Below are 11,605 nucleotides of genomic sequence, written 5' to 3' on the forward strand. Positions count from 1 at the left end.
CGAGCTTCCAGCTCAGAGGATGCCCAAGCCCTTCACCACCTGCAGTACCCCGATCATCACGAAGATGCCGATCATCACCTGACGGCGGTTGGCAAGCGCCCAGTCGTGCACCGGTTGCAGTACCGCTTGGGTTCGCACCGGGGCGATCAGATGGCTGACGACGGCTACCTCGAACACCGCGAACATCGCGACGACAAACAGGATGACGGCGATGATCTGCACGCCTGTGGTGGCCCCGGAGGAGACCACGGTGGTTGCCACAAAAAGGACCAACGGAAAACCTGGCAGGAATCCCATGCCGCACACCAATGCGACCCACAAAGCGCCACTGTCCCAGGCTCTTTGAAGGCGCCCGAACAGCCGTCGAATTGCAGATTTGCTGTCCGCGGTATCGGCCACCGCGGCAAATGGCGACGAGATTGGACTCGGACCTTCGGCTTCCAGCACCTGGGTTGAGGCGTTGCCGCTCGGTATCGGCACTTGCGCTCGGCGACGCATCCGGATACGTACGGCAATGAATGCGGCGATCGTCAGCACGAGCACACCCATGCCGAGTTGTACGTGCCGAGTCGCGGCGCTCGCATCCGGAGCTTCGGGGCTGAACATGGGCGCGCGGTGCAGCAACACCACCGGGATCACCAGGGCCGGAATGTTCGTCGTGAGGGCGCCGATCCAGCAGACGAGCAGGTTCTGCACCGGGCGTGGACGGGAGATCACGAGGAGGATGAGGGCCAGCAGGGCGGGATTGAACGCCATCACGATCGCCATCCCGAGAAGTGAGCCCCACACGGCCCGGGACACTACCTGCTACCTGTTTGTATTTTGCGGATTTCGCAACCCTGGCGATCTTGATCTGGCGTTGCTCAGCGAAGATGGGGGTGAAGTACGCTCTGGGGGCGCTTCCCGGGGTGCGGCGAGAGTACTTGCCGTCGTTTCGGTTTGATCGTCGTGCAGGTGTGCCTGACGGTGAGACCGATGAGCCGGCACCGATGCGTCCTCCGACAGTTCGGCAGCGGGCTGCCGTCCTGGCTGGGCATAGGGTGTTGATGCCCACCGGCTGATGGATCCATTTGGTCCCCGTCCGGCCTTGCGCAGGTTCGTCTCGAGCACCTGCTCAGTTTTGTACCGGAACCGGCAGGGGATCGGGATAATGACCGATGTCTCTGGGCACCCCGAGGGTGCGACAACTGAAAGGCTCGAGGTCTCCGCGATGAAATTTGTGCTGGCTTTCTACGGGACTCGAGGTGACGTCGAGCCGGGCCTCGCGGTAGGCCGTGAGTTGTTGCGCCGCGGACACGACGTACGCATGGCCGTCTCGCCCGATCTGGTTGAGTTCGTCGAGACGGCCGGTCCGACAGCCATAGCTTGCGGGCCCGATGTGCGGGTATGGCAAGACCTGAACCGCGACTTCTGGGCACGCTTCTTGCGGAAATTCTGGAAGAACTTCTGGAGGGTCCGGGACCTGGCTGGGTTGTTGCGCGAGGAATGGCATCTCTTTGACCAGTACTGGCAGGAGGTCAGCAAGACGCTGATGACGTTGGCGGATGGGGCGGATCTGCTGTTCACCGGTGTGATCGGTGAGGAGGCCGCCGGCAACGTCGCGGAGGCCTGCGACGTTCCGTTCGCCATGCTGCATGTGTTCCCCCTACGGCCCAACGGCCAGCTCGTTCCCGCCCTACCGCCGCGGTTGGCTCGCACGATGATGAGGGTGTCGGAGTGGCTGAGTTGGCCCATGATGAAGCGGCTCGAGGATCCGCAGCGGAAGGAACTTGGCCTGCCAAAGGCCACCGGCCCCTCCGCGTGGAGAGTGGCCGAGCGCGGCTCGCTGGAGATCCAGGCCTACGACGAGATCTACTTTCCCGGACTGGCCGCCGAATGGGCCAAATGGGACGGCCAAAGGCCCTTTGTCGGTGCACTGGCAATGGAGTTGCCCACGGCCACCGATGACGAAGTCGCCACCTGGATTGCCGCCGGGACACCGCCGATCTGCTTCGGGTTCGGCAGCATGCCGGTCGATTCGGGCGCTGACACGCTGGCGATGATCAGCGACGCTTGTCTGGAGTTGGGTGTGCGGGCAGTGGTGTGCGCCGGCGCGAGTGACTTCAGCAACGTTCCACATCTCGACCACGTCAAGGTGGTGGACACCATGAACTACGCAGCTGCCTTTCCCGCTTGCCGCGCGGTCGTGCACCACGGCGGCGCGGGTACCACTGCCGCGGGGTTGCGCGCCGGCGTCCCCACATTGATCCTTTCGACCGATCTGGACCAGACACTTTGGGGAGCTCGGATCAAACAACTGAAAGTGGGTACGGCCCGCCGACTTTCGGCCACTACCCAAAAGTCGCTGGTCGCCGACCTGCGCACGATTCTTGAGCCGGAATATGCGACTCGTGCCCGCGAAGTCGCAAAGCAGATGACCAGACCGACCGAAAGCGTTGCGGCCACCGCCGACCTGCTGGAGAAGTTCGCTCACCTCAGGCGCGTGGGTTGATCGCCTCTCGGCGCACCTCAGCGTCAACAACGAGACGGCTCGCCACGCCCAAACCCTTGGATCTCTGAGTGACAGCGTGTTGGCCGCAACCCAATTCGGCTGCTGTACCCATGACTTTGGGACTTCTGTTCAGATCACGACCGTGATGATCCATGATGGTCTGCGTGGATAGCAGAACCCGCGACATTGCGAACATGCCCCGGGGCGGACCAGACGCTTCCTGGCTGGACCGGCGATTGCAGACCAATCGGCTGGAGTACCTGGATCGCGACGACGTCGACGATCTGAAACGCAAGGTCATGGATTCACTCGACCGCGCCGGACGACGGCGGGGGATCGGTATTCACGACAAGTGCGCCCGGATGGTGCTTCGCGAGGTGGCTGACGTGCCCTCTCCGAAGATCCTCGAACTCGGTGCCGGCCTCGGCGGGTTGTCGCGCAAGCTACTGGAAAGGCATCCGACCGCTCAGGTGACGGTCACCGACATCGAGCCCGCGTTTGTCGCGGGCATGGCGGACGGTGACCTCGGTAGACACCCACGCGCCACGGTGCGGGAAATGGATGCGACCGAGATCGACGCGCCGGAAGGCTATTACGACCTCGCGGTGTTCGCGTTGTCGTTGCACCACCTGCCCCCTGAGCTCGCCGCCCGCGTGTTCGCGGCAGGTACCCGGGCAGCGAAGAAGCTGCTGATAGTCGACCTTCCCAGGCCGCCCGCACCCCTGCACATTGCGTTGTTGGCGGTGGTGCTGCCGCTGATCAGCATCTCGCCGTTGCAACACGACGGATTCATAAGCTCGCTCCGCGCATACAGCCCATCGGCGCTGACTGCGCTGGGTCGGCATGCCGACCCATCCATCAAGGTCGAGTTTCGAACCCGGCGTGGGCTGGGCCCGACGGTAGCGGTCGCCAGTCGCTCCTGACCGGGTGGTCGTCGGAGGAATTGGCTATCACCTGCAGGTCAGACGCTGTTCAAACCCTTGGCGATCAGCATCGCGCCGGCCAGTACGCACATGGCCACCAGGATCTTTCGATGATGAGCCCACGCCCAATCGTGCAGCCGTTGCACGATAGCTTCAGTTTTCGCAGGTGCGGCCAGGTAGCTGACGAGGACGACCTCGACAACGGCGAGCATCCCGACGACGAACGCGATGGTCGCGGTGATCTGCGTGCCGACCGCGGCTCCTGAGACCACGACGATCGCAAGCAGGAACAGGGCCACGTCGGGTGGCGCACCGGCAAATGAGAAGCCGATCACGAACGAGACCCAAAGGGATCCGTCTTCCCACGCGTCGTGGCCGCGCCGCAACAACCGCCGGAAAAACGACCCACCTTCTGCCGGGGCATCCTGCGCGCGGGCCAGGAGTCGCGAGACCGGTGTCGATGTATTTGCATCCGACACCAGGGTGGACGTACCGCTATCGGGAGCCGGCACCTCCGCCCGCTGGCGCACCCAGAAGTGCACGGACAGCACCGTGGCAGTTATCAGCGCGACCGAACCCATGCCGATTTGGATGTAACCACCCGTGGAGCTCTTGGCCCACGATTCCGCGGTGGACTTGAACATCGGCGTGAGGTGCAGCAGCGTCAGCGGAACCACCAACGTGGGAATGCATGCCGTCACACAGCCGGCGCCGAACATCAGCAGATTCTGCACGGGTCGCGGCCGTGAGATCACGAGCAGGGTGATGCCCAGCCGCATGGGATCGAGCCCAACCAGAACACCTAGCGCCAGCACCGAACCCCACACCGCCGAAACACTACTAGGTTGCTCCGGCCTGGCGGCTCTTTTGAAGCCCTAGTTGCCTGAGAGGTCACCGTGCACCAAAGTCGGCTTGCCAGAGCTAACTTCGCCCACGCACCGGCCCCGGCGGCAAGACGGTTTCGTCACGGGCAGCACCCGCAAACGCTATGCTTCGCCGGTGGCGCTGAGGTTGGACGAGTGAACGCGGTTACCAGAGATTGCCGGCTGTGCGGATCGACCGGTCCCCACCAGGCAATTGAAGTTCGCGAGATGATGTTCGGCACTCGGGAGCTGTTTGGATACTTCAGCTGCACTGAGTGCGACACGCTGCAGATTCACGATGAGCTCGCGGGCGACGAGCTCATGCGCCATTACCCGCAGAACTACTACTCGCACAGTGCGTCGGCCCAACCCAGCGCGTTCCAATGGCTGGTTACCCAACACGATGCGCACAAGCTCCGCGGTGGCGGCAACCGGATGCTCGGTGCCCTCATCAAGGCGCGGGTATCTGAAGGGATCTTCCGCGTGCTTCTCGGGGGAGACGTCATCAGCATGGTCGCTCAACTCGACGTTGAGCGTGACGCCCGAATTCTGGACGTCGGTTGTGGTACCGGCACACTGCTCGACCGCTTGAGCAGAATTGGATTCACCAGTTTGCTCGGTGCAGATCCGTTCATCGCGGCCGATGGCGAGTCTTCCGAAGGTGTGCCATTGATGAAACGAGATTTGAGCGCTGTCGATGGCAAATTCGACCTCGTGATGTTCAATCATTCCCTCGAGCACGTTCCCGACCCGGTCGCGACACTCAAAGTCGCGTACGAGAAGCTCGCTCCGGGAGGTATGTGCCTGGCTCGCGTGCCCACGACCTCGTCAGAGGCTTGGACCACTTACCGGGCGGACTGGGTGCAGGCCGATGCGCCTCGGCACATGGTCATACCGTCACGTCAGGGAATGGCAATGGCGGCCGAGAAGGCCGGACTGCGGGTGGTCAGGACGTTTGATGATTCGAATTTGGGCCAGTTCCTCGGCAGCGAGGCCTATCGACGCGACGTTCCGGTGACTGACCCGAAGATTCTTCGAATGTTCGGACCCAAGCAGCTGTGGGAGTGGGAGAAACGCGCGGTATCGCTCAACCGACAGCAGCGCGGCGACCAAACCGGGTTCGTCCTACAGGCGATGTGAGGCGTCGGACAGCTGGAAATCCGCTCTGCCACAATCAATCTAGCTGTCTGGATTAGGTGACCCTTCATAGGGCTCGGCGCATCGACCGAGAAGCACCAGTCGAGTCAACTATCGAATCCGAATCAACCAAACCGCGCCGAGTCCATGTCCGTTCAAAGCTAGAGTCATCGAAACCATCTGGAAATACAAGCTGGGGGCCCTTTTCACGTGACCGATCTCGACGTTCGATCTCTGTACCTCGACCTGATCCGAGGCAACCTCACCAGGTACGGAATGCACGAGCGGATGCCCGCGCAGTGGACACTGCGGCGACGTCTTTACTTCAAGACCCTCAACCGCATGATGGTTCGCGGCGGGGCGTATCGACTCGCACGCGCCACTCCGAACGAAAATCGCAGCACGCTCGTTCAGCACAAACGGGACTTGGGCATCGATTGGCCGGCGGAGGCCGAGACGATGATCGGAATGCAGCGACTTACCAGTCTTCAGCAATGCGTCGAGACGGTACTGGCTGAGGACATCCCGGGTGACCTGATCGAATGTGGAGTGTGGCGCGGCGGGGCCTGCATCCTGATGCGTGCCGTACTGGCTGCCTATGGCGATGAGACGCGAAGTGTCTGGGTGGCGGATTCGTTTGAGGGCCTGCCACCCGCAGACCCCGAGAACTACAAAGCGGACAAGGGCCTCAGGACGCAGAGCCTCGCCGGAATCCTCGGTGTGTCCGAAACTGAGGTCAGGGCAAACTTCCAGCGCTACGGACTGCTGGACGACCAGGTTCGCTTCCTTCCCGGTTGGTTCAAGGACACCCTGCACGATGCGCCGATCGATCGCATCGCTGTGCTACGGGTCGATGGCGATCTGTATGAATCCACGATCCAAGCGCTGGAGGCCCTCTACCCGCGGCTGTCTCCAGGGGGCTTCTGCGTCATCGACGACTACCACGATCTCAAGCCGTGCCGGGAAGCCGTCACCGACTACCGGGCGGAGCATGGGATCACCGCCGAGATCGTCGACATAGACGGGACTGCTGTGCTGTGGCGCAAGTAGCGCCGGCACGGATCGCGCTGTCATTCCGCAGGCGCGCAAGGTAAGTGAGAGGCCAGAGTCCACGATGAAATTCGTCCTCGCGAGCTACGGCACACGCGGTGACATCGAGCCTTTGGTTGCCGTTGGCCGGGAGCTGCTCGGCCGCGGACATGACGTGCAGATGGCTGTCCCGCCTGATCTGGTTTCTTTCGCCGAGGCGGCCGGTCCGACGGCGATCCCGTATGGACCGGATCTGCAGTCCGTGTTGGATGCGCACCGCGACTTCTGGACCCACTTCTTCCGCAATTTCTGGAAGGTCCGCGAGATGATCCGGTTGCGGCGCGAAGTCGTGGCGCCGTTCCATCAGTGCTGGAAGGACATCATCGCCACGCTGACGTCACTCGCCGACGGTGCGGACCTGCTGTTCACCGGCGTGAACTTCGAGGATGCCGCGGGCAACGTCGCTGAGTATTACGACATTCCGTTGGCCACCCTCCACCTGTTCCCGTTACGGGCCAACGGCCAGTTCGTACCGTTTCTGCCGGCGCCGTTGGGCCGTTCCGCGATGAAGGCCTCTGAGTGGGTCGCGTGGCGCAATGCGAAGAAAGTCGAGGGCATTCAGCGCGGTGAACTAGCACTGCCGACGGCCACATCACCCTCACCGTGGCGGCTCACCGAACGCGGATGTCTGGAGATCCAGGCCTACGACGAAGCCTGCTTTCCCGGCCTCGCGGCCGAATGGGCTCAATGGTCTGATCAACGGCCCTTTGTCGGTGCGTTGACGATGGATCTACCCGGCGATGCCGATGACGAGGTCGCTTCGTGGATTGCTGCGGGAACACCGCCGATTTTCTTCGGCTTCGGCAGCTTGCCGATGGAATCCGGCACCAAGACACTCGCGATGATCAGCTCCGTCTGCGCGGAGCTGGGCGAGCGGGCGTTGGTGTGTTCTGCGGGAACCGACTTGAGCGACGTCCCACAGTCCGATCACATCAAGGTCGTCGGCGCGATGAACTACTCGGCCGCCTTTCCCGCGTGCCGCGCGGTCGTGCACCATGGGGGATTGGGCACCACGGCCGCGGGGCTGCGGGCCGGAGTTCCCACGCTGATCCTGTCGACGGACCTCGATCAGACGCTGTGGGGCAGGCGGGTGAAACGGCTGAAAGTAGGTACTGCGCGTCGCTTTTCGGGCACCACCGAAAAGTCGTTGGTCGCAGACCTGCGCACCATCCTCGACCCCCAATACGCCGTCCGAGCCCGCGAGGTCGCCGCACAGATGACCAAGCCGGCCGACAGTGTGATGGCCACCGCCGACCTCGTGGAGAAGTTAGCCAGCCGCAGTCGGCTTTGACGTAAGACGAATCTACTTCTGAGAGTTGCCCGACCCGTGGACGTTTGCTGGACATTGTGACGTCATTGCCGCCGGCGAAGTCGGTGCGATGTCTCTGATTCCGCGAACATGAATCACTCCGCCGCGATGCGGCACGAAGGTGACGTGCTTCGGCCTCTGCTTCTCGTCGGCTGCAGTGGTGGTGCCCAATTCGACCCTGCGCAGGATCTCACGTAGTACGAGCCGTATCTCGACCATGGCGAAGGTGGCACCGAGGCAGCGGCGGTTTCCGCCGCCGAACGGCAGCCAGGTCGTCGGACTCACGGTGGTGCCGAGCATTCGTTCCGGGTCGAACCTATCCGGATCTGGATACACCGCAGGGCTGGCGTGCACGAGCCCGATCGCCGGGTCGACCATGATGCCGGACGGAAGCCGATATCCGCCAATCTCGGTCGGCTTCTTGAGGACCCGGCCCGAGCTGAACAGCACCGGACGGATCCGAAGCGTCTCCTTGATCACCGCGTCGAGGTATTCATCTCCGGCCGGATCGCCTGCCGCGCTGGCATCGGCGGCCTGCACGGCCTTTGCCAGCGAGTCGGGGTGGCGGGTCAGCCGCTCCAGAGCCCAGGACAGTGCCGTCGCGGTGGTCTCATGTCCGGCTGCGATCGCAGTCAGCAGCTGGTCGCGCAGTTCGCTGTCGGACATGGTGCGTCCGTCGTCGTCGGTGGCGCGGACCAGCATGGCCAGCACGTCGGTGCGCTCGGCCAGGTTCGGGTCGGCGCGACGGTCGGCGATCTCGGCGTAGAGCAGGGCGTCGGTTTCGGCGAATCGTCGTCCGACTCCGCGCCACGGCCAGTAGCGTCGCAGGCTCGGCTTCGTAATCGCCGGCGTTTCCCACGATTTCATGTAGAGCAGCCGTGGCACCACCTTACGCAGCGCGGCCAGTCGCGCCGGGTCGCTGGCGCCGATCACGGTCCGCAGGATCACCTCGAGCGTGATCTCTGTCGTCATCGGCGCTACCGGGAAGGTCTTGCCGACAGGCCAGCCTGCGATATTCGCGGCCGCAATCTCGGTCATCTGAGCGGCCTGTTGGGCGACGGCGTCGCGGTGGAACGCCGGCATCGTCAGGCGACGCAAGGAGTGGTGTGCGTCCTCGTCGAGCACGAAGAGTGAGCTGTCTCCGAGAAGTCCACGAAAAAACCAATGCGCTTCGCCAGAGTGAAAGACACGGGGGTCACCGGCGTATACGGTCTTGATGTCGGCGGGGTCGGCAAGGTACACGACTGTGCCTGAGAGTGGAATACGTAACGTGAACATATTTCCGTAGCGGCTCTGGCACCACCTCAGAAAGCGTAGACCGAAGCCCGCCATCAACGCGGACTGCACCACCATGGGGAGCGGAGGTCCAGGCGGCAGTGCGGTTTTCGCGGTATTGCTCACTTCTACGTGATCCCTAGCTACTAGACGGTACGGCTGCCGGCACGACGACCTCGGCCTGCGACCGACGCTGATCGCCGGCTGCGGGAGCACACACTCCGGCTCGATCCACGGTCGCAGCTTCCGGGCCTACGGTATTACTCAACCGTACGTTGTCGGGTTGGGTGCTGGGCCCTTTCTGCGGAGAGCATCTCCCGCCGGAGCCCTGAGCGGATGCCCAGCATGTTTGATCGATTGAATTCGTCTCGCTGACGGACTCTAAGCGGCCGCCCAGTGGCTCGACGGCTCCCCGCGATTGCATGTGCTTATCGGCGAGCAAATTTGGCACACACTGACAACACCGGCGCGACTGCCGGTGTTGGCTGCACCAGTGGGTGGTCTACCCTGCGCAGACCAAGGGGTGGTGGCTAATTCGTCGCGTTAACGTTGATCCGACCATGGGACACGGTGCAACACGCCGGGTGACCCATGGCGAGCAGCAAATATTGACGATTTTCCTGAAACTGGCTGCGCACCGGGCTGCTTAGGATAGGTTTAGAACGTGTTCCATTTAACTTGCCTCGATGGTGTGGAGAACTGGTGAGCATCAATCCATTCGACGACGACAGCGGCAGTTTTTTCGTCTTGATCAACGACGAGGAGCAACACAGCTTGTGGCCGGCCTTCGCAGATGTTCCGGCCGGATGGCGGGTGGTCTACGGCGAGGCGGACCGCGCCGCCTGCCTGGAGTACATCGAGCAACATTGGGGCGACATCAGGCCGAAGAGTCTTCGCGAGAGGTTGGCACAGGGTCGGACTGTTGACCAGTAATCGGTGGGTCGCGACCGATGGAATGTGATCACGAAAGATTTCCGCTCACGCGGGGCCAGCTAGACATTTGGCTCTCGGAGGAGACCGGCCGCGTCGGCGTCAAGTGGCAGCTGGGCATGCTTGCCCGGATCGACGGCGCCATCGAGCATCACCTGCTGGAACAAGCGATTCGGCACGTGGTGCACGAAGCCGAACCGCTGAGGGCTACCTTCTCCGAGGTAGACGGCCAAGTTTTCCAGACGGTAGTTGACTATCCGGATGTCGAGCTTGCCCGCCATGACCTGACTGCGTCCCGCGATCCGAAGCAGGACGCGTATCGGGTAGCGTCGTCGATCCGGCAGACTCCGATGCCTCTGACCGGGCCGCTGTTCAAGTTCGCGCTGATGCAGACACGCGCCGACGAGTTCTACTTTTTTGTGTGCTGCCACCACATCGCGATAGACGGAATCGGGATGGGCCTGGTCTGTCACCAGATTGCCGCTGCCTACACAGCAATCGCTGGTGCCGAGCCGATGCCACCTGCAATCTTCGGGTCATTGAAGAGCCTGATCGACTGCGAGTCTGACTACGAGGCTACCGACGATTACCTCGACGATCAGGCGTATTGGGCCGCGAATATCCCGCCCGAGAGTGAACCCCGGCATGGTCTGGCCCCCGGAGTCGCAAACCAGGTCGCCGAGTATGAGCCTTCTGCGCCAATCCAACTGGACCCCACCGTCGTGGCCCGGGCCCGCGATCTGGCGAAAGCTCTGGGAGTGCGCCGCGCCTCGGTGATCACCGCCGCGTATGCGCTGTTGGTGCAGGGCGAGATCGGCGGATCCGAGGTCGCACTCGATCTTCCGGTCAGCCGACGGGTGCGTCCAGAGGCGCTGATGGTGCCTGGGATGGTGTCCGGGGTTGTGCCCTTGATGTTGGATATGTCGCCGCAGTCCACAGTGGCCGGCTTGTGTGAACATGTCGACCGGCGGTTCCGAGGTGCGCTGGACCATCAGCGATTCCCGTTACGCGCGATCGAGAACAAGTCGCGATTCCGGGGCACGGGACAGCCGTCGGCCCGGCCGGCCATCAATTTCATTCCGACTATTCCCAGGGCTGATTTCCGTGATGCTCCCGGGTGGGGGACCGTCACCCACACCGGCCTGGTGGACCAGTTCGGTTTGGTTTTCCTCAAGAAGGACGAAGACCTTTTTCTCAGCATGACCGGTGTCGGCCAGCAGTTCATCGGCTGTGACGCGCGAGATTTGGCGGATCGCTTCGAACGGGTTCTGAACTCGATGACCGCCGACCCGGGCCGGCAGCTTGCGACTATCGACGTCCGCGATGAGCTTGAGGAGCTCGAGGGTTGGGGTAATCAGGCCGCCTTGAGTCGGTCGGTGTCTGTGTCGTTGTCGATTCCGGAGTTGTTCGCCGAGCAGGTGGTTCGCCATCCGGAGGCGGTGGCGGTCAGCTTCGGCGATAGTTCGATGTCGTACCGCGGGTTGGATGCGGCTGCGAATCGGTTGGCGCACTTGCTGGTTGAGCGGGGTGTGGGTCCGGGGCTGCGGGTGGCGCTGTTGTTCCCGCGGTCGGTTGAGGCGGTCGTGGC

At 62.9% G+C, this 11,605-nt stretch carries 10 protein-coding genes; 7 read left to right on the forward strand and 3 right to left on the reverse strand.

Annotation, left to right across the window (positions count from 1 at the left end; genetic code table 11):
- Nucleotides 1-12: 12 nt before the first annotated feature.
- Nucleotides 13-768 carry a GAP family protein gene (locus ACWEFV_RS04915; protein WP_286174958.1) on the reverse strand — a complete coding sequence of 252 codons (756 nt, stop codon included), beginning with the start codon at nucleotides 766-768 and terminating at the stop codon, nucleotides 13-15.
- A 442-nt stretch (nucleotides 769-1,210) separates the two neighbouring features.
- On the opposite strand from ACWEFV_RS04915, the gene ACWEFV_RS04920 reads away from it, so the two are divergent.
- Nucleotides 1,211-2,491 carry a glycosyltransferase gene (locus tag ACWEFV_RS04920; protein WP_135460039.1) on the forward strand — a complete coding sequence of 427 codons (1,281 nt, stop codon included), beginning with the start codon at nucleotides 1,211-1,213 and terminating at the stop codon, nucleotides 2,489-2,491.
- Between the two features lie 155 nt (nucleotides 2,492-2,646).
- Complete coding sequence (locus tag ACWEFV_RS04925; protein WP_450069234.1) at nucleotides 2,647-3,414, forward strand: class I SAM-dependent methyltransferase; 768 nt, start codon at nucleotides 2,647-2,649, stop codon at nucleotides 3,412-3,414.
- Between the two features lie 38 nt (nucleotides 3,415-3,452).
- Here ACWEFV_RS04925 and ACWEFV_RS04930 read toward each other — a convergent pair whose 3' ends face one another.
- Nucleotides 3,453-4,241: a GAP family protein gene (locus ACWEFV_RS04930; RefSeq protein ID WP_135454561.1), complete on the reverse strand. Its 789-nt coding sequence runs from the start codon at nucleotides 4,239-4,241 to the stop codon at nucleotides 3,453-3,455.
- A gap of 192 nt (nucleotides 4,242-4,433) precedes the next feature.
- On the opposite strand from ACWEFV_RS04930, the gene ACWEFV_RS04935 reads away from it, so the two are divergent.
- The 3 genes from ACWEFV_RS04935 (at nucleotide 4,434) to ACWEFV_RS04945 (ending at nucleotide 7,794) form a co-directional block, all read left to right on the forward strand.
- Nucleotides 4,434-5,417, forward strand: coding sequence for a class I SAM-dependent methyltransferase (locus tag ACWEFV_RS04935; RefSeq protein ID WP_450069277.1), 984 nt, complete (start codon nucleotides 4,434-4,436; stop codon nucleotides 5,415-5,417).
- A 207-nt stretch (nucleotides 5,418-5,624) separates the two neighbouring features.
- The gene (locus ACWEFV_RS04940; RefSeq protein WP_450069235.1) at nucleotides 5,625-6,464 is read left to right on the forward strand and encodes a TylF/MycF/NovP-related O-methyltransferase; all 840 of its coding nucleotides are present in this window, start codon (nucleotides 5,625-5,627) and stop codon (nucleotides 6,462-6,464) included.
- Between the two features lie 64 nt (nucleotides 6,465-6,528).
- A complete protein-coding gene (locus ACWEFV_RS04945) occupies nucleotides 6,529-7,794 on the forward strand; it encodes a glycosyltransferase (RefSeq protein ID WP_450069236.1) in 1,266 nt (421 codons plus the stop codon).
- A gap of 12 nt (nucleotides 7,795-7,806) precedes the next feature.
- Here ACWEFV_RS04945 and ACWEFV_RS04950 read toward each other — a convergent pair whose 3' ends face one another.
- The gene (locus ACWEFV_RS04950) at nucleotides 7,807-9,213 is read right to left on the reverse strand and encodes a cytochrome P450 (RefSeq protein WP_450069237.1); all 1,407 of its coding nucleotides are present in this window, start codon (nucleotides 9,211-9,213) and stop codon (nucleotides 7,807-7,809) included.
- 576 nt (nucleotides 9,214-9,789) lie between these two features.
- Here ACWEFV_RS04950 and ACWEFV_RS04955 point away from each other — a divergent pair.
- On the forward strand, nucleotides 9,790-10,020 hold the full coding sequence (locus ACWEFV_RS04955; protein ID WP_135454568.1) for an MbtH family protein: 231 nt from the start codon (nucleotides 9,790-9,792) through the stop codon (nucleotides 10,018-10,020).
- Nucleotides 10,021-10,037: 17 nt separating this feature from the next.
- A partial coding sequence (locus ACWEFV_RS04960) for a condensation domain-containing protein (RefSeq protein WP_450069238.1) occupies nucleotides 10,038-11,605 on the forward strand: 1,568 nt, incomplete at its 3' end.

This window comes from Mycobacterium sp. NPDC004974 (assembly GCF_053600815.1).

What these genes read in the sequence shown, in the direction of transcription:
- ACWEFV_RS04920 (WP_135460039.1), top strand. Translation starts at nt 1,211, where the DNA reads ATGAAATTTGTGCTGGCTTTCTACGGGACTCGAGGTGACGTCGAGCCG.
- ACWEFV_RS04945 (WP_450069236.1), top strand. Translation starts at nt 6,529, where the DNA reads ATGAAATTCGTCCTCGCGAGCTACGGCACACGCGGTGACATCGAGCCT.
- ACWEFV_RS04915 (WP_286174958.1), bottom strand. Translation starts at nt 768, where the DNA reads ATGGCGATCGTGATGGCGTTCAATCCCGCCCTGCTGGCCCTCATCCTC.
- ACWEFV_RS04925 (WP_450069234.1), top strand. Translation starts at nt 2,647, where the DNA reads ATGGTCTGCGTGGATAGCAGAACCCGCGACATTGCGAACATGCCCCGG.